This window comes from Nocardioides sp. Z38_18 (genome assembly GCF_058215695.1).
Genome location: NZ_JBZAJE010000002.1, coordinates 1495048 through 1517499, shown reverse-complemented (window position 1 = coordinate 1517499; position 22452 = coordinate 1495048). Strand labels below are relative to the sequence as shown.

At 72.6% G+C, this 22452-nt stretch carries 19 protein-coding genes; 9 read left to right on the top strand and 10 right to left on the bottom strand.

The features are described 5' to 3' along the window. The 4 genes from uraH to AC4BGC_RS18410 all read right to left on the bottom strand — a co-directional run bounded on the left by uraH (position 1) and on the right by AC4BGC_RS18410 (position 3562). Positions 1 to 321, bottom strand: a complete 321-nt coding sequence (uraH, locus tag AC4BGC_RS18425; RefSeq protein WP_490546938.1) for a hydroxyisourate hydrolase — start codon at positions 319 to 321, stop codon at positions 1 to 3. Then, a complete protein-coding gene (gene uraD, locus AC4BGC_RS18420; RefSeq protein ID WP_490557055.1) occupies positions 318 to 812 on the bottom strand; it encodes a 2-oxo-4-hydroxy-4-carboxy-5-ureidoimidazoline decarboxylase in 495 nt (164 codons plus the stop codon). Before uraD ends, uraH begins: the two co-directional genes overlap by 4 nt. A 117-nt stretch (positions 813 to 929) precedes the next feature. Next, complete coding sequence (locus AC4BGC_RS18415; RefSeq protein ID WP_490557054.1) at positions 930 to 2471, bottom strand: amidase; 1542 nt, start codon at positions 2469 to 2471, stop codon at positions 930 to 932. Continuing rightward, complete coding sequence (locus tag AC4BGC_RS18410; RefSeq protein ID WP_490557053.1) at positions 2468 to 3562, bottom strand: acetamidase/formamidase family protein; 1095 nt, start codon at positions 3560 to 3562, stop codon at positions 2468 to 2470. Before AC4BGC_RS18410 ends, AC4BGC_RS18415 begins: the two co-directional genes overlap by 4 nt. Positions 3563 to 3644: 82 nt before the next feature. Here AC4BGC_RS18410 and AC4BGC_RS18405 point away from each other — a divergent pair, with 82 nt between their 5' ends. From AC4BGC_RS18405 to AC4BGC_RS18395, 3 genes are all read left to right on the top strand, one after another. Beyond that, positions 3645 to 5051 (top strand): NAD-dependent malic enzyme, encoded by a 1407-nt coding sequence (locus AC4BGC_RS18405; RefSeq protein ID WP_490557052.1) that lies wholly within the window; start codon positions 3645 to 3647, stop codon positions 5049 to 5051. A gap of 347 nt (positions 5052 to 5398) precedes the next feature. Next, positions 5399 to 8098 carry a DEAD/DEAH box helicase gene (locus AC4BGC_RS18400; protein ID WP_490557051.1) on the top strand — a complete coding sequence of 900 codons (2700 nt, stop codon included), beginning with the start codon at positions 5399 to 5401 and terminating at the stop codon, positions 8096 to 8098. Then, on the top strand, positions 8091 to 8804 hold the full coding sequence (locus AC4BGC_RS18395; protein ID WP_490557050.1) for an SWIM zinc finger family protein: 714 nt from the start codon (positions 8091 to 8093) through the stop codon (positions 8802 to 8804). The genes AC4BGC_RS18400 and AC4BGC_RS18395 overlap by 8 nt, the downstream gene beginning before the upstream one ends. Positions 8805 to 9210: 406 nt before the next feature. On the opposite strand, the gene AC4BGC_RS18390 is transcribed toward AC4BGC_RS18395, so the two are convergent. The 5 genes from AC4BGC_RS18390 to AC4BGC_RS18370 all read right to left on the bottom strand — a co-directional run bounded on the left by AC4BGC_RS18390 (position 9211) and on the right by AC4BGC_RS18370 (position 13733). Beyond that, entirely contained in the window at positions 9211 to 10881 is a 1671-nt protein-coding gene (locus tag AC4BGC_RS18390; RefSeq protein ID WP_490557049.1) for a PhnE/PtxC family ABC transporter permease, read from the bottom strand. A 27-nt stretch (positions 10882 to 10908) separates the two neighbouring features. Then, the gene (locus AC4BGC_RS18385; RefSeq protein WP_490557048.1) at positions 10909 to 11676 is read right to left on the bottom strand and encodes a phosphonate ABC transporter ATP-binding protein; all 768 of its coding nucleotides are present in this window, start codon (positions 11674 to 11676) and stop codon (positions 10909 to 10911) included. Then, positions 11673 to 12590 (bottom strand): putative selenate ABC transporter substrate-binding protein, encoded by a 918-nt coding sequence (locus AC4BGC_RS18380; RefSeq protein ID WP_490557047.1) that lies wholly within the window; start codon positions 12588 to 12590, stop codon positions 11673 to 11675. The genes AC4BGC_RS18385 and AC4BGC_RS18380 overlap by 4 nt, the downstream gene beginning before the upstream one ends. Positions 12591 to 12829: 239 nt before the next feature. Continuing rightward, positions 12830 to 13117, bottom strand: a complete 288-nt coding sequence (locus AC4BGC_RS18375) for a hypothetical protein (protein WP_490557046.1) — start codon at positions 13115 to 13117, stop codon at positions 12830 to 12832. 19 nt (positions 13118 to 13136) lie between these two features. After that, complete coding sequence (locus AC4BGC_RS18370) at positions 13137 to 13733, bottom strand: SACE_7040 family transcriptional regulator (RefSeq protein WP_490557045.1); 597 nt, start codon at positions 13731 to 13733, stop codon at positions 13137 to 13139. Positions 13734 to 13855: 122 nt separating this feature from the next. Here AC4BGC_RS18370 and AC4BGC_RS18365 point away from each other — a divergent pair, with 122 nt between their 5' ends. The 6 genes from AC4BGC_RS18365 to AC4BGC_RS18340 are packed head-to-tail and all read left to right on the top strand — an operon-like array spanning position 13856 to position 21772. Continuing rightward, positions 13856 to 15412: a carboxyl transferase domain-containing protein gene (locus AC4BGC_RS18365; RefSeq protein ID WP_490557210.1), complete on the top strand. Its 1557-nt coding sequence runs from the start codon at positions 13856 to 13858 to the stop codon at positions 15410 to 15412. Positions 15413 to 15417: 5 nt separating this feature from the next. Next, entirely contained in the window at positions 15418 to 17382 is a 1965-nt protein-coding gene (locus tag AC4BGC_RS18360) for an acetyl/propionyl/methylcrotonyl-CoA carboxylase subunit alpha (RefSeq protein WP_490557044.1), read from the top strand. Beyond that, positions 17375 to 18298, top strand: a complete 924-nt coding sequence (locus AC4BGC_RS18355) for a hydroxymethylglutaryl-CoA lyase (RefSeq protein ID WP_490557043.1) — start codon at positions 17375 to 17377, stop codon at positions 18296 to 18298. The genes AC4BGC_RS18360 and AC4BGC_RS18355 overlap by 8 nt, the downstream gene beginning before the upstream one ends. Then, positions 18295 to 19374, top strand: a complete 1080-nt coding sequence (locus AC4BGC_RS18350) for a hypothetical protein (RefSeq protein ID WP_490557042.1) — start codon at positions 18295 to 18297, stop codon at positions 19372 to 19374. Before AC4BGC_RS18355 ends, AC4BGC_RS18350 begins: the two co-directional genes overlap by 4 nt. Next, positions 19371 to 20573, top strand: coding sequence for a hypothetical protein (locus AC4BGC_RS18345; RefSeq protein ID WP_490557041.1), 1203 nt, complete (start codon positions 19371 to 19373; stop codon positions 20571 to 20573). Before AC4BGC_RS18350 ends, AC4BGC_RS18345 begins: the two co-directional genes overlap by 4 nt. After that, on the top strand, positions 20570 to 21772 hold the full coding sequence (locus AC4BGC_RS18340) for a hypothetical protein (protein ID WP_490557040.1): 1203 nt from the start codon (positions 20570 to 20572) through the stop codon (positions 21770 to 21772). The genes AC4BGC_RS18345 and AC4BGC_RS18340 overlap by 4 nt, the downstream gene beginning before the upstream one ends. Here AC4BGC_RS18340 and AC4BGC_RS18335 read toward each other — a convergent pair. Next, a complete protein-coding gene (locus AC4BGC_RS18335) occupies positions 21733 to 22413 on the bottom strand; it encodes an EcsC family protein (RefSeq protein WP_490557039.1) in 681 nt (226 codons plus the stop codon). The two genes, AC4BGC_RS18340 and AC4BGC_RS18335, sit on opposite strands and share 40 nt — an antisense overlap. Positions 22414 to 22452 lie beyond the last annotated feature (39 nt).

The following is a 22452-nucleotide window of genomic DNA, read 5'->3' as shown; positions in this document are numbered from 1 at the left end:
TCAGCTCCCTCGGTAGGTGGTGTAGGAGAACGGGCTCAGGAGCACGGCGAGGTGGTAGTGCTGCTCGACCGGGGAGACCACGAACGCGACCGAGATCTCGGGGAAGAACGTCGGCCGGTCAGCGGCCGCGAACCAGAGCCCGGTCTCCAGGAGCAGGTGGTACCCGCCGGGCTCGAGGTCGAGGTCGAACCTGACCCGCCCGTCGGCGTCGGTGGTGGCGGTGGAGACCGGGTCGCCACCGGGACCGCCCAGGGTCATCGCCAGCCCCACGGCCGGCACCCCGAGCGCGGCGTCGAGGACGTGGCTGGAGAGGGTGCTCATGCGAACATCGCGTCGAGTCGCAGGCCGGCGATCTCGCGCAGCGCCCGGGAGGTGGCCTCGAGCTCGGTGTCGGGATCGTTCCCGAGCCGCTGCTCGAGCTGGTCGAGGATCTCCTCCGCGCTGCGGCCCGCGGCCCGGACCAGGAAGATCCGGCCGAACCGGTCCTCGTAGGCGCGGTTCCCGGCCTCGAGCCGGGCCGCGACGTCGGTGTCGTCGCGGTCCACCCCGGACTGCTCGCGGCCGGACATCTCGGCGCTGGTCCCGGAGCCCGCGTGGGACTCCCCGATGCGTGGGTGGTCGGCCAGGGCCTGCTCCACGTCGGCCGCGGACCAGCCGGCGGCGAGCTCGTCGGCGCGTGCGACGAGATGGTCCGGGGCGGCGTACGGGCGGCCGTCGACGACGGCCTGCGCCCAGCTCGGCACGTCCGCGCAGGAGCGCACCAGCTCGCGTGCCTCGGCGGTACCCATCAGGTTGAACTCCTCGATCTTCATCGTCTGGCCCCTCGCGGACGGTAGGTGGTCGTCTTTACAGCCATGGGCATCCAGTGTTTCGGACCTGTGACGCCGCGTCGCCGTGCCAGCGCCCGGCAGTTGGTCCGGCAGCGCGGCTCACTCGGCGTCCAGCCGCTCGGCGAGCGCGAGCAGGTCGCGGTCCCGGCCGGGGCCGGCCACCAGCGAGGCGCCGCAGGGCAGGCCGGCCGCCGTCACCAGGGGGACGTTGAGCGCCGGGAGCCCGGCGATCCCGGCCAGGCAGGTGAGCCGCATCGTGGCGTCGCGGACCGACTGCAGCTCTGCCGCGAGCCCGGGACCGGTCGCGGGCGCCACCGAGGAAGCCGAGGGCAGCACGAGGACGCGACCGGTCACCAGGTCCCGGATCTCGGCGGCGGCCTCGGCGAGGACGGCCCGCTCCCGGTCGGCCTCCGCCTCGGAGATCCGCGACGCCGTCTCGAACCGGCCGCGGACGTCGGGCCCTAGGGTGTCCATCCGCTGCTCGAGCCAGCCGCCGTCGCTCTGCCACGCCTCCCACGCCTGGACGCGCTGGAAGGCGGCCAGCCACTGGCCCAGATCCGGGAGCGCCCAGGTCACCGCCCCGGCCTCACGCTCCAGTGCCCAGCGGTCCACGGCCTCCGCGACCTCGTCCCTGCAGAGGTCCAGCAGGACCGGGACGAGCACCAGCTCCTCGTGCAGGCTCGGCACCGCGGTCGCCGACGGCAGCAGCGCGTCACCGACCCGGGCCAGCGTGGCCGCGTCACGGGTCAGCCAGCCGACCGCGTCGAAGCTGGGTGCCAGCGGCAGCAGCCCCTCGACGGGTACGACGCCGTGGCTGGCGCGGAGCCCCCACAGCCCCTGGTACGCCGCGGGCACCCGCACCGACCCCCCGGTGTCGGTGCCCAGGCCGACGGTGGCGTGGCCCAGGGAGACCGCGCTCGCCGACCCGGAGGAGGAGCCGCCGGAGATCCGGTGGGGCGCCTTCGGGTTCGGGGGTACGCCGTAGTGGGCGTTGGTCCCGGCGAGGCTGTAGGCGAACTCGTCGGTGCGGGCGATGCCGGCGAGGTCGGCTCCGGCGTCGAGCAGCCGCTGCACGGCCCAGGCGTTCTCCTGCTCGATCCCGGAAGCCTCGAGCCAGGCCGGGTTGCCCGCTCCGATGCGGTGACCGGCCACGGCATACAGGTCCTTGACCGCGACCCGCTCGCCGGCGAGCGGCCCCTCGCCGCTGCCCCGGACCAGCGGGTCGCCGACCACTCGCCACACCCGGGTGTCCAGGGCGGGAGCGGACACGGAGACGTGCGCAGCGGTGACCGCCCAGCCCGCCGGGAGCCGCGCCCAGAGCTGGGTCTGCAGTCCCCGGCCGCCGCGCTCGAGCTCGGTGACCGCGACGACGAGCGCATGGTCGGCGTCGACCACCTGCACGTGGGTCTCCACGATCCGGCGCGGCGGGGCACCGCCGCGACCACCCCGGAAGGCGCTGATCCGGTCGTGGCCCACCAGGAGTCCCGCGGCGTCGCCGCGCATCGTCTCCGCGCCCGGCGCGAACAGCCGGTCGAGCGCCTCGAGGTCGTTCGACATCAGCGCCTGCTCGTAGGCCTCGAAGGCCGCCATCAGGCCCTCGGGCACGGGCGCTCCCACCGGCTCGCTCACCGGCTCGCTCATCGGGTGACCTGCGCGAAGTCGTCCTTGCGGATCCGGGCGTGCACGCCCTTGACCACGTCGACGACCTGGGAGATGTCGAAGTCGGTGGCGGCGCTCAGGTAGGCCAGCGCGAGCGCGGGGTCCATCCCGTAGCGGGCCTGGAGCAGCCCGATCGACGCCCGCACGCAGTTGGCCATCGCGAGGTCGAGGTCCTCGTCGAGGCCGGTCGGCACGAGGAACTCCGCGGTCTCGGCGAGCGGGCCCGCGAGCTCCCCGAACTGGCGGACCGCGTCCTCGCGCGCCACCACGTCGAGCCGCACCGTCGCCCGCAGCGAGGCCTCCAGCGCGGTCAGCGCCACCTCGCCGTCGCCCTGGGCGAAGTGCGGGTCGCCGACGTAGACCAACGCGTCCTCGGCCTGCACGGGCAGGTAGAGGGTGGAGCCCACGGTGAGCAGGTTGATGTCGATGTTGCCGCCGTACGCCCCCGGCGGGACCGAGTGCGGCCGCTGGTCGCCCGCGACGGCGACACCGATGATGCCGAGGAACGGGGCCAGCGGGAACGAGACCACCGGCCTGCCTCCCTGCACCAGCGGCAGCCGTCCCCGGCTGCCGGTCTCGTCCACGCTCGCGAACGCGCTGAACAGCTCGCCCGAGGCCGGGAACTCACCCGGCAGGGCGCCCTTCCCGTGCCGGTTCGAGATCACGCCGTACGGCACCCTCGGGCGCGTCTCCAGCACGGTCACCGCGAGCAGGTCGCCGGGGCGCGCGCCGGTGACGGCCACCGGCCGGGACACGACGTGCGGACCGTCGACCCCGAAGGTCCGCGGGTGGGTGGACCCGTCCGTGGCGGCGATCGCGATCGCGTCGGAGAGCACGTGCTCCACGCCGTACGCCGAGAAGAACGCCTCGGGATCTCGGCCCTGGTCCTCCAGGATCCCCTCGTGGCTCACCGTGTCGAAGGTGACCTCCGTGCCCGGGTCCACCCGTTCGACGGGGTCGTCGGCGGCGCACGGGAGCCGGCCCCAGAGCACGTGGTCGGGGGTCGAGGGGACGTACGTCGTCGCCCGGATCGGTCCGGATCCGGTCTCCAGCGGTGTGATCGGTGAGCCCATGCCCGGGCACTGTAGAGACTTCTGGTTACCGCAATGTTTTCCCGACTCGCCGGTAACGGGCAGCGGCAGGCAAGATGCTGGCATGACAGAGACGGCTCCACGCAAGCGCAGCGCGGCCACCAGCGGCTCCTACTCGATCACCATGCGGCTGCACACCGGCACCGACCCGTCCGTGGTCGGCCGGATCGCCACCGCGATCGCCCTCGAGGGCGGGATCGTCAGTGCGCTCGACGTGGCCGAGTCCCGGCACGACCGGCTCGTCATCGACGTCACCTGCTCGGCCACCGACTCCGAGCACGCGGAGGAGATCGTCGCCGACCTGCGCGGCCTCGAAGGCGTCGTGGTGCACAAGGTCTCCGACCGCACCTTCCTGCTGCACCTCGGCGGCAAGATCGAGGTCAACTCCAAGGTCCCCCTGCGCACCCGCGACGACATGTCGATGGCCTACACGCCCGGCGTGGGACGGGTCAGCATGGCCCTCGCGGAGAACCCGGAGGACATCCCCCGGCTCACCGTGAAGGGCAACAGCGTCGCGGTGGTCACCGACGGCTCCGCGGTGCTGGGTCTCGGCAACATCGGCCCCGGTGCCGCGCTGCCGGTGATGGAGGGCAAGTGCGCCCTGTTCAAGCGGTTCGCCGACATCGACGCGTGGCCGATCTGCCTCGACACCCAGGACACCGAGCGCATCGTCGACGTCGTCGCGGCGATCGCCCCCGGCTTCGGCGGGATCAACCTCGAGGACATCGCTGCGCCCCGCTGCTTCGAGATCGAGGCCCGGCTGCGTGAGCGGCTCGACATCCCGGTCTTCCACGACGACCAGCACGGCACCGCGATCGTCGTACTCGCCGCGCTGACCAACGCGCTGCGCTGCATCGAGCGTGAGCTGCCCGAGGTCAGGATCGTGGTGGCCGGAGCCGGGGCCGCGGGTACGGCGATCGTCACCCTCCTGCTCGCTGCCGGCGCGCAGGACGTCGTGGTGTGGGACCGCGTGGGCTGCCTGTCCGACGACGACGACTCGCTCCCCCCGGCGATGGCCAGCCTGGCGAAGCGGACCAACCCCCGCCGGGTCCGCGGCGACCTGCACACCGCGCTCACCGACGCGGACGTGTTCATCGGCGTCAGCGGCCCGGGAGTCCTTCAGGCGGAGTGGATCGAGGACATGGGCCCGAAGCCGGTGGTGTTCGCGCTGGCCAACCCCGACCCGGAGATCGACCCCGCCGATGCCGCGCACCACGCCGCCGTGGTCGCGAGCGGCCGCAGCGACTACCCCAACCAGATCAACAACGTGCTCGCGTTCCCCGGCGTCTTCCGGGGCCTGCTCGACGCCCGCGCCACCGACGTCACCGTGGAGATGCTCCTGCGCGCGGCCGCCGCGATCGCGAGCTGCGTCAGCGACCGGGAGCTGAACGTCAGCTACATCATCCCGAGCGTCTTCGACGAGCGGGTTCCCGAGGCCGTCGCTGCCGCGATCCGGGGCGACGACGACTGAGCGGTGGGCCGGCCGCAGGGCCTCACATTTGTTGGGTTGTGACATCCGCGAAGGCCCTGTCGACGCCACAGCCCCACAAATGTTGGGTCGTGACATCCGCGATGCCCCTGCCATTGCTACGACTGCACAAATGTTGGGTTGGAACGTCCAGATCGGCCGTCGCGACGTTACAACCCAACATTTGTGGGGCCCGCGGGCCACAGACAGCCCCGTACACCGCCGCGCGGCCCCAGCTCGCCCCGGCTCGCCGCGGGACTGTCAGGTCGACCGGTTAGGTTCGACCGGCAGGATCAGGGGAGGCGAGTCGGGCAGTGAGCTTCGTGCCGTTGCAGGGTGAGGCGAGGTGGGTGCCGAGCCACCCCCCACGACTGAGCGAGGTGGAGTTCTCCGGCCCGGCGCGCACGATCCGGATGCCGATGCGGGGTGCGATCCCGGTGCTCACCCGTGCCATCCGGGTCGAGGACGCGCACCCGTCGGTCGGGCTGCTCAGCGGCGCGACCCTGCTGGCGATGAAGCTGGTGGCGGCCGGACGGGTCCGGCTCTCGGAGTCCGGTGACTCCTGGCGGGTGGGCCCGCTCCAGCCGGAGGACGACGACCGGCTGCACGCGCTGGCCACCGCGCGCGCCCACGGGGACACCACCGTCGAGGAGGCCGAGGACCTGATCCGGCAGCTGCTCGACGCGGTCGTCGACACCGTGACCCGCCCGCCCTCGGCAGCGACGACCCGGCCCTCGCGGACCTTCGAGAGCCCGGTACGCCGGCGCGACCACCCAGCGGACCAGGACGAGGACGACGACCTGCCCGACGAGGTCCGGATCTCCCTGCGGGTGGAGGCACCGAACGAGGTGCTGGAGGGCGGCGGCGTGGTCGTCGTGCTCCAGGCGCACGAGGCCGACGACGACACCCACGTCGTCGACGCGGAACGGCTGTGGCTGGCCGAGGACCACGGGTTCTCCCGGCGCGCCCGGGTCAGCCTGGGCGCCGAGCTGCGCAAGGCCGCCGGCATCTGGGCCCCCCTGGACCGGCTGCAGCGCCAGCAGGTCCCGGACCGGATGGTGCTGGACTCCGAGGAGCTGGCCGACCTCCTCGAGCACGGCCTGGAGGCCCTGGACCGCGCCGGCGTCGAGGTGTTCTGGCCGCGCGGCCTCCGCGGAGAGCTGATCCCGCAGGCCCGGGTCGAGGTGGCCCGCGCCCAGCGCGACGCCCCCCTGCACGAAGGGCTGTTCGGTCCCGGCGCGCTGTTCGAGTTCGACTGGCGCCTCGCCATGGGTGACGACGCGCTCACCGACGAGGAGATGACCGTCCTCGCGGGAGCCACGACGCCGGTGATCCGGTTGCGCGACAACTGGATGGTGATCGATCCCGTCGTCGCCAGGCGGGCGCGCAAGCGGAAGGCTGCCCAGAAGACAGCACAGAGGATCAAGCCGGCGGCCGCGCTGGCCTCGGCGCTGACCGGCACGATCGAGCTGGACGGCGAGACGGTGCCGGTCCACCCCGGGGCGACGCTGCTCAAGGTGCGCGACCGCATCGTCGACGCAGCGAGCGTGGCGCCGATCGAGGTGCCCCCCGGCCTTCAGGCGACCCTGCGCGACTACCAGCGCCACGGCCTCACCTGGCTTGCCGAGCTCACCGGCGCCGGGCTCGGCGCCTGCCTGGCCGACGACATGGGCCTGGGCAAGACGATCACCGTGATCGCGCTGCACCTGCACCGCAGGGAGCGTCGCCTGGCCCAGGGCCCGACCCTGGTGGTGTGCCCGGCGAGCCTGATGGGCAACTGGGAGAGCGAGTTCCGGAAGTTCGCCCCCGGGGTCGCCGTACGCCGCTACCACGGCAGCTCCCGGTCGCTGGTCTCGACGAGCTCGACCGACGGGGCTGGCTCGACCGACGCAGCGCCGGGCACGGCCGGCCTGATCGAGGACGGCGTCGTGCTCACCACCTATGGCACCATGCGGCGCGCGCACGAGGACCTGGGGACGGTGGCCTGGGACCTCGTGGTCGCCGACGAGGCCCAGCACATCAAGAACGCCACGTCCTCGACGGCCCGCAACCTGCGCACCATCGGCTCGCGCTGCCGGGTCGCGCTCACCGGCACGCCGGTGGAGAACAACCTGACCGAGCTGTGGGCCATCCTCGACTGGGCCACGCCTGGCCTGCTCGGGTCGCGCAACGCGTTCCGCAAGGTGTGGGCAGCGCCGATCGAGGCCGGCGTCGACCCCACGGTCGCCCGCCGGTTCGCCCAGCTGGTGGAGCCGTTCCTGCTGCGCCGCCGCAAGTCCGACCCGGGGGTGGCGCCCGAGCTGCCGGCGAAGACCGAGACCGACCACCTGATCGGCCTCACCAAGGAGCAGGTGGTGCTCTACGAGGCCCTGGTGCGCGAGTCGATGGACCGGATCGAGCGGGCCGACGAGACCACCCGCCGCGGTCTCGTGCTCGCGCTGCTGACCGGCCTCAAGCAGATCTGCAACCACCCCGCGCACTACCTGCGCCAGGCCGGCGGCCGGCTCACCGGCCGCTCGGAGAAGCTCGACCTCGTCGACGAGCTGCTCGGCACGATCCTGGCCGAGAACGGCTCGGTGCTGGTCTTCACCCAGTACGTCGCGATGGCCCGCCTGCTCGAGCGACACCTCGCCGCCGCGTCGGTGCCCACGCTGTTCCTGCACGGCGGCACCCCGGTCCGGGCACGGGAGCAGATGGTGAGCGACTTCCAGGCCGGTGCGGCGCCGGTGTTCCTGCTCTCGCTCAAGGCCGGCGGGACCGGGCTCAACCTGACCCGGGCCGACCACGTGATCCACTTCGACCGCTGGTGGAACCCCGCGGTCGAGGACCAGGCCACCGACCGCGCCCACCGGATCGGGCAGACGCGTCCCGTCCAGGTGCACCGGATGGTCACCCAGGGCACCATCGAGGAGCGGATCGACCAGCTGCTCACCCGCAAGCGCAGCCTGGCCGAGGCGGTACTCGGCTCCGGCGAGGTCGCGCTCACCGAGCTCAGCAACGCCGAGCTCCGCGACCTGGTGACCCTGCGTAGCCCGGAAACCGATGCCTGACCCCCTGGTGTTCCCGCGACTGACCCGGGTCCGGGGCACGACCGCCCGCAGCACCACCTGGTGGGGCCGCGCGTTCGTCCGCTCGTTCGAGGAGCTCACCGTGGAGGCGGGCGACCTGGTCGCCGCCCGCAGCCTGGCGAGGTCCGGCCGACTCGGCGCGATCGTGGTGCTGGAGGCGATGTCCTCGGCGGTCGTCGACCCGGGCGGGGACACCCCGCTGATGGCCCAGGTCAGGGTCGCCCGGCTCGACGACGAGGGCTGGACCACCTTCGCCCGGGAAGCGGCCCGGGAGAGCGGCTACGCGGCGGCGCTGGAGGCGGGCGACCTCCCCGCCAACCTGGTCGAGCACGCCGACGAGGCCGGGGCCGAGGTGCTCCCCGGCACGGGCGCCATCGACACCGCCTGCGAGTGCGATGCCTGGGCCCAGCCCTGCGTGCACGCCCTAGCGCTGCTCTACCAGCTCGCCTGGCAGATCGACCGCGATCCCTACGTGCTGCTCCTGCTCCGCGGACGCACCCGCGAGGCACTCCTCGCCGAGGTCACCGACCTCGCCACCGCCGGCACGCCCCCGGGTGCCGAAGAGCTCGAGGAGGCCCGCATCCGCGCCGCACAGATCCTTGCCCTCGCCGAGCAGGCCCCCACCGGCCACGGCCTCGCCGACGCCAGCGTGGCGGCGTACGACGAAGCCGTCGCCCGCCTGCTGTAGCCACAAGGTGGTGGAGCAGCAAACGCACCACTAGGTGGTCGAGCAGCGAGCGAAGCGAGCGGATAGTCGAGACCACCCAAGGTGACGCGCCCACAGACCCGAACCCGAGCCCGGAAGCCAACCGGGGTGCTGTTGCCGGGGACGTCACCCGAGTGGTCTCGACTGACCGCTCGCTGCGCTCACTGCTCGACCACCTACGAGCATGGTCTCGGCTGACCGCTCGCTGCGCTCACTGCTCGACCACCTACGAGCGTGGTCTCGACTGACCGCTCGCTGCGCTCGCTGCGACCACCTTGGAGCATGGTCTCGACTGACCGCTCGCTGCGCTCACTGCTCGACCACCTACGAGCATGGTCTCGGCTGACCGCTCACTGCTCGACCACCTTCCTGAGCAGGCCCACCGGGATCAGCGCAGCGAGCGGCGTACGACGACGCAGAGCAGGTCGACCAGCAGCGAGACCCCGATCAGCGCCAGGATCGTGGTGGACATCGCCGGGTAGTCGAAACCGGCGCGCTGCTGCTCCAGCAGCCGGCCGAGGCCACCCGCGCCGACGACGCCGACCACCACGGTCTCGCGGACGGTGACCTCCCAGCGGTAGAGGCTGTAGGAGACCAGCTGCCCGGTGGCGCCGGGCAGCGTCGCGTAGGCGAACACCTGTGCCGGGCTCGCACCGAGCTCCGCCAGCGCCTTCCCGGGACCCGGGTCGAGCTCCTCGACGACCTCGGCGAAGAGCCGGCCCAGGATGCCGAAGGTGTAGATCCCCAGCGCCAGCGCGCCGGGCAGCGGGCCGGGGAACACCACGAACAGGACCAGCAGCGCCCACACCGGCGGCGGGATCGCGCGGGTGACCAGCAGCACCGTCCGGGCCACCCACGACGCCAGCCGCCGCGCCGGGGAGCCGCCGGTGCGCGCGGCCAGCAGCGCCACGGCAACCCCGAGCACGCTCGCGATCGTGATCGCGACGACCGACATCTGCAGGGTCTCCACCGACCGGGAGAGCAGCTCCGGCCACCCGCCGGCGGGCAGCCGCGGTGGCACCAGGTCGCCGACCAGCCCGCCCAGCAGCTCGAAGGTCCGCGAGGAGAACCACCGGGAGAGGTCGGGGGCGAGGTGCACCACGGACGCGACGGCGAGCACCGAACCGAGCACGGCGGACAGCGTCCAGCGGCGACCCGGCGCCATCCCCCGGCCCTCGGCGCGGCGGCCGCCACGCAGCCAGGAGCCCCACCGGTCCACGAGCGCCCCGAGGACGATGAGCGCGTAGAGCGAGGTCCACATCTCGGCGTACTGCAGCCCCTGGAAGCTCAGGCTCAGCTGCAGCCCCAGTCCGCCCGCCCCGATCATCCCGAGGATCACCGCGGAGCGGATCGAGCACTCGAAGCGGTAGAAGGCGTACGACGTGAACCCCGGCAGCGCCGCCGGCACCAGGCCGTAGACGATGGCAGCCAGCCGGCCCGCGCCCGCCGCGCGCAGCGAGTCGTAGGGGGCGTGGTCGGTCTCGTCGAGGATCTCGGAGTACACCTTGGCGGTGATCGCCCCGAACGGGATCGCGATCGCGAGCACCCCGACCAGCGGGTCCCGGCCCAGGACGCTGACCAGCAGCAGTCCCCACACCGCCTCGTGGACGCCGCGCGGCAGCCCGACGCCCGCGCGGGCCAGCACCAGCCCGCCGCCGCGAGCCGCCCGCTCGGCCTGCGACCGGGACCCGGCGGCCCACCAGGTCTGGCTCATCGGGAGCGCGAGGACCACCCCGATCAGCACGGAGAGGCCGGTACCGAGGACGCCGAACGCCACTGTGGTCAGCGTGGCCTCGAGAGTGGCCCGGACGAAGTCCGCTGAGAGGTCCGGGCGCAGTGCGTGCCTCCAGAACTCGCCCAGCTGCGGCAACCCGTCGACGTTCAGGACCTCCCGGTCGCCGAGCACCCCGGCCAGCGACCACGCGACCGCGAGCACCCACACCAGGGTCCACGCACGGCCACCCCACCCCGGAGCCGTACGCCGCCGCGGGGCTGTCGAGGTCCCGCGGACGGGACCCCTGGACGCCTCCAGGGAGGCGATCTCGGCCAGATCACTCACGGGTCGCTCACGAGCTGCTCACGCGGGTCAGGAGGCCTCGAGCGAGTACAGCTCGTCGTGGCGCCGCTGGTCCACCTCGCCGCAGGGGAGGTCGAACAGCACCCGTCCACCGCGCAGCCCGACCACCCGGTCGCAGTAACGCACCGCCAGCCCGAAATCGTGCAGGCTGACCAGCAGCGCCCGCCCGTCGCTGGCCGCGGTCTCGCACAGCATCCGGACGACCTCGTCGGCCCGCGCCGGGTCCAGGCTCGAGACCGGCTCGTCGGCGAGCACGAGCTCGGGGTCCTGCACCAGCACCCGCGCCAGCGCCACCCGCTGCTGCTCGCCGCCGGAGAGCCGGTCGGTGCGCTCGTGCAGCTTGTCCGCGACCCCGGTGCGTGCGAGCGCCTGCCGCGCCAGGTCCACCTCGAGCGGACGCACCAGCGAGACCAGCGCGCGCCAGGTGCTCCAGCGCCCGAGGTGTCCGCTGTTGACGTTGTGCACCACGCGCAGCTGGCCGACCAGGCTCAGCCGTTGGTGGATGGTCCCGACCCGGCGCCGCAGGTCGGCCAGCCGGCGGGGGCCCAGGCGCTGCAGCTCCTCGCCCAGCACCTCGACCTCCCCCTCGCTCGGGCGGACGGCGCCGCTGCACAGCCCGAGCAGTGTGGACTTCCCGGCGCCGCTGGGACCGATCAGCGCGACCCGTTCACCGGGGCGTACGACGAGGTCGATCCCGGCGAGGGCATGCCGGTCGCCGTACCGCACGCCGACGCCGCGCAGCGCCACCACGGGCCGTCCGGGAACGGCGGGAGTCACGACACCAGCCCCAGCTTGCGGGCGATCTCCTCGATCTGGTCGTAGTTGTCGGCCTTGGTCGCGATCACGGACTTCGCGCCGTACAGCTCGAGCACCTTCGCCTCCGCCGGGGTGGAGCCGTCGAGGTCGAGCAGCGCCTGACGCAGCCGGTCGGTGAAGCCGTCCCCGAACCGCTCGTCGACGTCGGGACCGCTCATCCAGTGGTAGTCGTGGTAGCTCGGCGTACGGAAGACCTCCACCACCTTGTCCAGATCGACCGTCCCGGCCTTCTTGCGCGCGTCCCACACCTGCACGTTCAGGGCCCCGCCGTCGTAGGAGCCGGCCGTGACCACGTCGATGGTCTTGTCGTGCGATCCCGAGTAGCCCGGCTCGCCCTTGAAGTCCGCGGAGCTGTCCACGCCCGCCTCGTCGAGGAAGTACTCCGGCATCACCCGGCCCGAGGTCGAGGACTCGCTGCCGAAGGTGAACCGCTTGCCGGCGAACGCCTCCAGCCCGTCCACGTCGGCCACCGGCGCGATGCCGGCCTTCTTGTTCGCGATGAACACGCTCTGGAACTTCTCGTCGATGTCGCGCTGGGCGAGCAGGTTCGCCCCCGGCGTCTGCAACCGCGCCTGTACGCCGGTGAGGCCGCCGTAGAAGACCATGTCGAGGTCGCCGGCCTTGAACAGGTTCACCGAGGCGGCGTAGTCGGTCACCGGGACGTACTCCACCTCCACGTCCAGCGCGTCCCCAAGGTAGTCGGCCAGGGCCTCCTCGCGGGCGCTGAGCTCGGAGGGGTCCTGGTCGGGGATGGCGCTGATCGAGAGGGTCTCCCCCGATCCGGCGTTCCCCGAGGAGTCGGAGTTCTCACCACACGCGGTCAGCAAGAGGGAGACGGAGAGCAGCACTACTGCTCCTGCGAGGCGGATCGACATGGACACTCCTGCGTCGGACGGACGGGCATTTGCACCCTAGCGACTCGGGCGCCTCCCGTCGGTGTTCACCTGCTGGCCCGTGGACGGCCCACCTCGCCCGGGGAGGGCGGGATCTCGCGCGAGCTTGTAGTGGAGAGCTCAGCTCCAGCGCCCCGTCGGGCAGGGCTCTCGCACCACCTCGTGCACTGGTGCGAGGGCGGCGAGCCATCGGACGCGAACCACCCGACCAGTGACGATGCCTACCTGAGCTGCTCGAGCGCCTGCCGGGCCTCGTCACGCATCGACGTCAGCTCTGCCCGCCTCTTCGAGGTGAACCGCGAGATCTGCAGGTCGAGCACCGCCCTTGCCGGGATGTCGCCGACGCCCAGCAGGTCGCGCACCGCGCCCACTGCATCCCCGAAGCCCTCGGCTGCGCCGACCACCTCGAGCACCTCGGCCCTCCGGGAGCAGGCGACCAGCAGCGCCTCGAGGATCTCGAGACGCGTCTCCAGGTCTTCGCGCTGCTCGGAAGTGTCGGGAGGCTCCATGGCACCACCCAACACCGGGTCACTCGGTCTTGTCGCCCAGCTCCGTCAGAGTGCCGGCCGTCGGACCCGGGCAGCCCAGTGCCTGAGCCGCCATCTCCGCGAGGAGGTCGTGCATCTCGTCGCGCTCCAGGAACGCGCTGTGCGGGGTGGAGTTCAGCAGCCCGAACGCCGCGTGCACCCTCGCGCGGGCCGGGCGGAGCGCCAGGTCGGGGTGGATGGTGCGCAGCTGCTTGACCCAGACCTCGACGTACTTGCGCTGGGTCTCACGCACCTTCTCGCGCGCCTCCAGCGGCAGCGCCGACCAGTCCCGGTCCTGGACGACGATCAGCGCCTTGTGGTCCAGCGCGAACGTGACGTGCCAGTCGATCAGCGCCCGCAGCGCCGCGGGAGCGTCCTCCGCCTCCCGGACCCGGCGCCGGCCCTCGGTGAGCAGCTCGGCGCTGATGCTGACCAGCATCTCGGCGAGCACCGCGTCCTTGGACCGGAAGTGCCGGTAGATCGCGGGGCCGGAGAACCCGCAGGCGGCTCCCAGCTCGGCGATGGAGACGCCATGGAAGCCCTTCTCGGCGAACAGCTCGGCCGCGATGGCCATGATCTGCTGCTTCCGCTCCGTCACCCGCCTAGGTTAGCGGCCGTTAACACTGCTCCTGACACCCAGCCAGCCGAGGGAGTAGCCTCCGGTTAGCGATCGTTAACAACGGCGTACGCCGCGAGGAGGCAATCACCGTGGGTTCCGGCATGCAGGACCTCGTCGACGAGCTGCGGGAGCGCACCGCCCGGGTGTGGCAGGGCGGTTCCGAGTCCGCCCGGGCCAAGCACACCGGCCGGGGCAAGATGCTCGCGCGCGAGCGGATCGACACCCTTCTCGACCCAGGGAGCCCGTTCCTCGAGCTGAGCCCGCTGGCGGCGTACGGGATGTACGGCGCGCAGGAGGGCGACGACTTCGCCGTCCCCAGCGCCAGCATCATCACCGGCATCGGCCGGGTCGAGGGCCGCGAGTGCGTGATCGTCGCGAACGACGCGACCGTCAAGGGCGGCACCTACTACCCGATCACGGTCAAGAAGCACCTGCGCGCCCAGGAGGTTGCGCGGGCGAACAAGCTGCCGTGCATCTACCTCGTCGACTCCGGCGGCGCGTTCCTGCCGATGCAGGACGACGTCTTCCCCGACAAGGAGCACTTCGGCCGGATCTTCTTCAACCAGGCCAACCTCTCCGCCGAGCAGATCCCGCAGATCGCCGCGGTGATGGGCTCGTGCACCGCCGGCGGCGCCTACGTGCCGGCGATGTCGGACGAGACCGTGATCGTCCGGGACCAGGGCACGATCTTCCTCGGCGGCCCGCCGCTGGTGAAGGCCGCGACCGGTGAGGTGGTCACTGCCGAGGAGCTCGGCGGCGGCGAGGTGCACGCCCGCAAGTCCGGGGTCGTGGACCACCTCGCCGAGGACGACGCCCACGCGCTGCAGATCATCCGGTCGATCGTGGCGACGCTGCCCCGGCAGACCACCGAGCGACCGGCCCAGGTCGAGGAGCCGGTGAAGGATCCGGCCGAGCTCTACACCGTGGTGCCGGCCGACACCCGCACGCCGTACGACGTGCGCGAGGTGATCACCCGGATCGTCGACGGCAGCCGGTTCCACGAGTTCAAGCAGCTCTACGCCGAGACGCTGGTCTGCGGCTTCGCCAAGATCTGGGGGTACGACGTCGGGATCGTCGCCAACAACGGGATCCTGTTCTCGGAGTCGGCGCGCAAGGGTGCGCACTTCATCGAGCTGTGCAACCAGCGCCGCACCCCGATCGTGTTCCTGCAGAACATCAGCGGGTTCATGGTGGGCCGGGAATACGAGAACGACGGGATCGCCCGCGACGGCGCCAAGCTGGTCACCGCGGTCGCGTGCTCGGTGGTGCCGAAGTTCACCGTCGTGATCGGCGGCTCCTTCGGGGCGGGCAACTACGGCATGTGCGGCCGGGCCTACGACCCGCGCTTCCTGTGGATGTGGCCGAACGCCCGGATCTCGGTGATGGGCGGGGAGCAGGCCGCGGCCGTGCTCGCCACGGTCAGGCGCGACGGCCTGGAGGCCAGGGGCGAGGAGTGGTCGGCCGAGGACGAGGAGTCCTTCAAGGCGCCGATCCGGGAGCAGTACGAGCGCCAGGGCTCGCCGTACTACTCCACCGCCCGCCTGTGGGACGACGGCATCATCGACCCGCTCGACACCCGGCGCGTACTCGCGATGGGCCTCGCCGCGGCGGCCAACGCACCCGTTCCCGCGCCCTCCTACGGCATCTTCAGGATGTGACCCGCATGTTCGACACCCTCCTGGTCGCCAACCGCGGCGAGATCGCCCGCCGGGTGATCCGCTCCGCCCGCGCCCGCGGCCTGCGCACCGTCGCTGTCTACTCCGACGCCGACCGGCAGGCGGCGCACGTGCGCGAGGCCGACGCGGCCTGCTGGATCGGGCCGACCCCGGCCACGGAGTCCTACCTGGACATCGAGGCGATCCTGAAGGCCGCCCGCGACAGCGGGGCCCAGGCGATCCACCCCGGCTACGGCTTCCTCTCCGAGCGTGCCGAGTTCGCCCGCGCCGTCGTGGACGCCGGCCTGGTCTTCGTGGGCCCCTCCGCCGAGGTGATGGACCAGATGGGCCGCAAGGACCGCGCCCGCACCATCGCGGTCGCCGCCGGGGTCCCGGTCGTGCCCGACCACCCGATCGACGGCGACATCGCGCCCGGCGAGTTCCCGGTGCTGGTCAAGGCCGCGGCCGGAGGCGGCGGCAAGGGGATGCGGGTGGTCCGCGAGCCCGGCGACCTGCAGCAGGCGATCGCGGCAGCCCGGCGCGAGGCGCAGAGCTCCTTCGGCGACGACACCCTGATCATCGAGCGGTACGTCGAGCACGGCCGCCACGTGGAGGTCCAGGTGCTCGCCGACGCCCACGGCAACGTGGTGCACCTCTTCGAGCGCGACTGCTCGGCCCAGCGCCGCCACCAGAAGGTGATCGAGGAGGCGCCCTCGCCCAGCGTCAGCGAGGACGTGCGCGCGGTGCTCACCAACGCAGCCGTCGCACTGTCCCGCGAGGTCGGCTACGTGAACGCGGGCACGGTGGAGTTCCTGGTGGACCCGGCTCGCGGCACCGACGGGGTGTACTTCCTGGAGATGAACACCCGGCTGCAGGTGGAGCACCCGGTGACCGAGCTGGTGGTCTCGACGGGCTCGGTCTCGACAGGATCAACCACCGCGGGGATCGATCTGGTCGACCTGCAGCTGTCGATCGCGGCGGGCGAGCGGCTGCCGTTCGGCCAGGAGGACCTGTCCTGCGTGGGGCACGCCATCGAGGCGCGGGTCTACGCCGAGGACGCGTTCAACGGGTTCCTGCCCCAGGCGGGGACGGCCACCTACGTGCACTGGTCGGGGCTGGCGCGCAACGACGAGGCGCTGGCGAGCGGGCAGGACGTCGCGACCTCCTACGACCCGATGCTGGGCAAGGTCATCGTGCACGGGCCCACCCGGGAGGCCGCCCGCAAGAAGCTGGTCGCCGCGCTCGACGACACCGCGGTGATCGGGCTGACCACCAACATCGGCTTCCTGCGCGAGCTGGCCGCGAGCGAGGAGTTCCGCGACTCCCGGATCGACACCGGCTGGCTGGACCGCAACCCCGACGGCGTACGGCAGCCCGAGGACACCGTGGCCGCCGTGTTCGCGGCCTGGGTGGTGGCCTCCGACGCCCCGCGCGACCACAGTCCCTTCGGGATCGGTGACGGCTGGCGCTCCGCGGGCCCGCCGGCTCCGGTGACCGTGGAGCTCGACGACCGCTGGCTGGTCTCGGCCAACGAGGTGTCCGGTCCAGGATCAGGCACAGCCGGCACCCATGCCGTGGCGCTGGTCGACCGCGACGGGCCCGTGGTCCGGCTCGAGGTCGACGGCACCGTGCTGGAGGCGGTGGTCATCGTCGAGCCCCACGTCGTCGAGGTGGCGCACCGCGGGCACACCCGCCGGTTCACCCGTCCCGACGCGTTCGGCCCCGGCGCCGGAGCGGGTACGACGGACGGGACCCTGCTCGCCCCGATGCCCGGCACCGTCCTCGACGTCGACGTGGCCGAGGGCGATGCTGTCGAGGAGGGCCAGCGACTCGGCGTGCTGGAGGCGATGAAGATGGAGCTCGCCCTCCAGGCTCCGTTCACCGGCAGGGTCACCAGGGTGGGGGCCGAGGTCGGATCGCAGGTGGCGCTGGGCCAGGTGCTGTTCGTGGTGGAAGGAGACGCCGATGAGTGAGCGTGGCACGCTCCCCGAGCGGGTGACCATCTACGAGGTCGGTCCGCGCGACGGCCTCCAGAACGAGGACACGGTCGTCCCGGTCCAGGCGAAGGCTGAGTTCGTCCACCGGCTCCTCGAGGCCGGCCTGCCCGTGGTCGAGGCGACCAGCTTCGTGCACCCCAAGTGGGTCCCCCAGCTCGCCGACGCCGGCGAGCTGATGACGCTGCTCGGTGACACGGGCCGCCGGCTCCCGGTACTGGTGCCCAACGAGCGTGGGCTCGACCGCGCGCTCGAGCTCGGGTGCGAGCACATCGCGATCTTCGGCAGCGCCACCGAGTCCTTCGCGCAGCGCAACCTCAACCGCAGCCTGGACGAGCAGTTCGCGATGTTCGAGCCCACCGTCGTGCGCGCACGCGCGGCCGGCCTCGACGTACGCGCCTACGTGAGCATGTGCTTCGGCGACCCCTGGGAGGGGGACGTGCCGATCGAGCAGGTGGTGCGCGTCGGCAAGCGGCTGCACGACCTCGGCGCCAGCCAGCTCTCCCTCGGCGACACCATCGGGGTCGGCACCGCCGGCCACGTGAGCGACCTGCTCACCGCGTTCAACGAGGCGGGACTGGCGAACGACTCGCTCGCGGTGCACTTCCACGACACCTACGGCCAGGCGCTGGCCAACGCGCTGGCCGCGCTGCAGCACGGCATCACCACCTTCGACGCCAGTGCCGGCGGTCTCGGCGGCTGCCCGTACGCCGAGAGCGCCACCGGCAACCTCGCCACCGAGGACCTCGTCTGGATGCTGCACGGGCTCGGCATCGAGACCGGGGTGGACCTGCCCTCACTGGTGGAGACCAGCGCGTGGATGGCCGGGGTGCTGGGCCGACCGAGCCCCTCCCGGGTCGTGACCGCACTGGCACCGGGCACAATGCGCACATGAGCCGTCGGGTCTACCTTCACGTCGGGACCCCCAAGAGCGGCACGAGCTATCTGCAGGACAAGTGCTCCCTGAACCGCGCACTGCTGGAGCAGCAGGGCCTCGACTACGTCCGCACCCGCACCGGCAACCACTTCGAGGCAGCCCTCGACCTGACCGGGGAGCGGTGGGCCGGCGCGGAGCGCGCGGCACGCGGTCAGTGGGACGCCCTGGTCGTGGAGGCGCGCAAGGCCCGACGCGACGTGCTGGTCAGCCACGAGATCCTCGCCGGGGCCAAGCCCGAGAGCGTCGCCCGGGCGATGGCCTCGTTCCCCGGCCACGAGGTGCACGTGGTGCTCACCGCGCGCGACCTCGGCCGGCAGGTCCCCGCCGAGTGGCAGGAGCGGGTCAAGCACCGGGCCCGCCGCAGCTACCACGAGTTCATCGCGGCGCTGGAGAAGAACTACACCCGCAAGGACTGGCAGATGGGCTTCTGGCGGGTCCAGCACCTGCCGCGGATCCTGGAGCGGTGGGGCGCCGACGTACCCCCCGAGCGCGTGCACCTGGTCACCGTGCCCCCCCAGGGCGCGCCGCGAGACCTGCTCTGGAACCGCTTCGCCGGGGTGGTCGGGCTCAGCGAGAACGTGGCGTACGCCGAGACGCAGACCACCAACGCCTCGCTGGGAGGCGCCGAGGTCACGCTGCTGCGCCGGCTCAACGCCGAGCTGGCGGAGCGGAAGGTGTCCCGGGCGACCTACGTCGAGTGGGTCCGGGAGACGATCGTCAAGGAGGTCCTCGCCCGGCGGCCGGACAAGGTGCTCGCCACCGTCCCGCCCGAGGACCGGGCGAAGGTGGACGCGATCACCGCCGGCTGGCTGGAGACGATCCGCGGCACCGGCGTCGACGTCGTCGGTGACCTCGACGACCTGGTGCCGGTGTGGCCCGACCCGGCCGGCGACTGGCCCGACCCCGATGCCGCCGACCCCGAGGCGGTCGCGCAGGCGGCCATCGAGGCGCTGGCCCACGTGCTCGTCGAGCTGGACACCCCGCCCGGCGAGACCGGGCCGATGGCCTGGCTGACCCGACGGCTGCGGCTGTGACACCGACCGCGGAAGGCTCCGGCCTCACCTACGAACAGGCCGTCGCCGGCTGGGCCCACCACCTGCGTTCCGGCGGCACCACCGCCTGGTCGCGGTGGCTCCCGGCCGCGGCCGACCTCGCCGCGGTCCCGGCCGCCGATCCCGCGCGGCCGCTGCCCGACGCGATCCACCTCGAGCTGGTCCGCCGGATCAACCTGGCCGCCGCGGGTGGCCCGGGCGAGCAGCCAGGGCTTGCCGACCTGGTGCTCAAGACCGCAGCCCCCGGCCGTGGCCTCATCGACGTGCCGCTGCAGTGGCCCACCCACGGACGGTCCTTCGGCACGCCGGCGCACGACCCGAGCCAGGTCCCCGCCCAGGAGCTGATCCGCCTCGGGGTCGGCGTGATCGCCCGGCTGCTGCCCGGCGTACCCCCGCCTCCCGCGCAGCCGCGCCCGCACTCCCGGCTGCCGCTGCCCTGGCGCCGGCGGTTCCGCCTGCACGGCGCCCCGTCCACGGTCGCGGCCGTACGCCGGGTGCTGCTCGAGCAGGGGTACGTCGAGACCGACTGGCGTCCCACCCACGTCGTGATCGCCCGGCCGGTCGAGGTGATGATGGCCGAGCAGTGGAGCGCGGCCGTGCGCGGCGGGGGCATCCTGAAGTGGTCCACCACCTGGCGCCGCGCGGAGGCCGCGGGACGGCTCCCGTCCACCATCGACGTCGCGGCCATCGCGGCGGGGCTGCGCGACCGGCCCCGCGAGCCGCTGCACGTGGTGGTCGCCCGTGACGCCGAGGACGCGCTCGCGCTGGCCACCGGCGTGCTCGGTGCGCGGCCGGGGAGGCTGCACAGCGCCGGCGACGCCCACCTGTGCGACCTGCTCCGCCGGGTGAACCGGTTGACCGCGCTCACCCAGGGACCGAGCCGCACCCGCAGCCTGGCGCGGACGCTGGCCTGGGCACTCGCCACCGCTCCCGAGGAGTCGCGCCCCGACGCTGCCCGCACCGCGGCGCCGGTGGTCCCGGCCGCCTCGCTCCCGTGGGCCCGCGACGTCGCCGCGGCCACCGCGAGGGAGCTGCTCGCGGCTGGCTACGCTGTGCACGGCGATCCGCAGGCGCTGGCTCCCAGCGAGCACGCTGCGTCCGGCGCCATCGATCGTGAACACACTCTGGAGCTGGCCGTGACGGCCTGCCTGAGGCTCTGGGAACTGGGAGGCCGAGCGTGACCCGACGCGTGCTCCTCCACGTGGGCTCCCCCAAGACCGGCACGTCGTTCGTCCAGGACATCTTGTTCACCCACCGCGACGCCCTGCGCGAGCGCGGCATCCTGTACGCCGCCGACCGCCACGACGCCCACTTCCTCGCGGCGCTCGACCTGATGGAGCTGCCCTGGGGCGGTCTGGAGCGCGAGGCCGGCGGCGCCTGGGAACGGCTGGCCGCGCAGGTGCGCGCCTGGCCGGGGACCTCGATCATCAGCCACGAGATCTTCGGCACCGCCTCACGGGTGCAGGTCGCCCGTGCCCTGGAGTCGCTGGGCGACCGCAGCGAGATCCACATCGTCTTCTCCGCCCGCGACCTCGTCCGCCAGATCCCCGCCGAGTGGCAGGAGAACGTCAAGCACCGGCGGATCAGGCGCTACGACGACTTCCTCGAGGCACTGCGCGACGAGCAGCGCGGCACCCAGGTGGCCCAGTGGTTCTGGGGAGTGCAGGAGATCCCGGACGTGCTCGACCGGTGGGCGGAGTCGATCCCCCGCGAGCGGGTGCACATCGTCACCGTTCCGCCGCCCGGGTCGAGCCCGACCTTGCTCTGGGAGCGGTTCGCCGGCCTGTTCGGGATCGACCCGGCGGAGTTCACCCCCTCCTCGCGGACGAACGCCTCGCTCGGCGTACCGGAGTCGGAGATGGTCCGGCGGCTCAACGAGCGGCTCAACGACGTGCTCCCCAACCCCCAGTACCGCCGGTTCGTGCGCGAGATCCTGGTGCACAACAACCTCTCGCAGCGTGCGGGCTCCCCGCGGCTCTCCCTGCCCGACGAGGCCTACCGGTGGGCAGCGGGGCTCGGCCGGTCCTGGATCAGCGAGATCGCCCTGCGGGGCTACGACATCGTCGGAGACCTCGACGACCTCGTCCCGCCACCACCGGTGCCGTTCACCGACCCGGACACCATCGACGAGCGCCTCGTCGCCGACGCGGCCCTCGACGGGCTGGCGATCATGACCGGCGAGGCGGCCCGACTGCGCGACGTCGAGGTCGAGCTGCACGGCGTGATCGAGGACCTGATGGGCCAGCTCGACCGGTTCCACGGGACCCGCACCTACCGGGCCAAGCAGCGCCTGGTGCGGATGTCGCGCACCAACACCGCGATGCGCGCCGCCCTCGCGGTCTACCGCCGCTTGCGGGGCAGGAACTCGCGGTCGGCGTAGCGGCCGATCTTCCAGGTCGAGAACCCGTCGGTCCCCATCCCCACGAGTCCGCCGACCACCGGGACCCGTCGTCCGACCGTGGTCGCGATCCGCTTGCCGGCGATCATCGTGACCAGCTCCGAGGCGACCTCGTTGGCCATGATGTTGTCCAGGTGCGGGTCGTGGACCGGCGCGGTCGCCAGCGCCATCGGGGTCCCGGGGAGCTTCTTCTTCTTGATCAGCGCCAGCATCCGCTCCTCGCCGAGCAGGCACGCCAGGATCGCGTTGCGGGTGCGGGGCTCCTCGAGGTCATAACCGCGCAAATGCGCGATCGCGGCCACCATCCGGCACTGGATCAGCGCCATCCCGGTGATGTTGGTCGGCACCGTGACCGCCATCGTCACCAGCCCGCCGATGTTGGTGACGAACCCCTGGGCGCCGGCGAGACGGACGTGGTTCTCGATCACCTCGCGGATGGCCTTGTCCACGTCGCCGTCCTGCTCGCGCAACTGCTTGTCGGCGGCCGCGGCGGCACCGGTGAGCGGGCCGACCCCGCGGATGGCCCGGGTGAGCGCCTGCTGCACCACGCCGGCCGTGATGTTGGGCGCCAGCTGGGTGACCTTGGGCGCCATGCTGCGGCCGATGCGCTTGGAGAGGCTCATGCCCTGAAGCGTACAAAGCCTGCACACCCGGCACGTTTC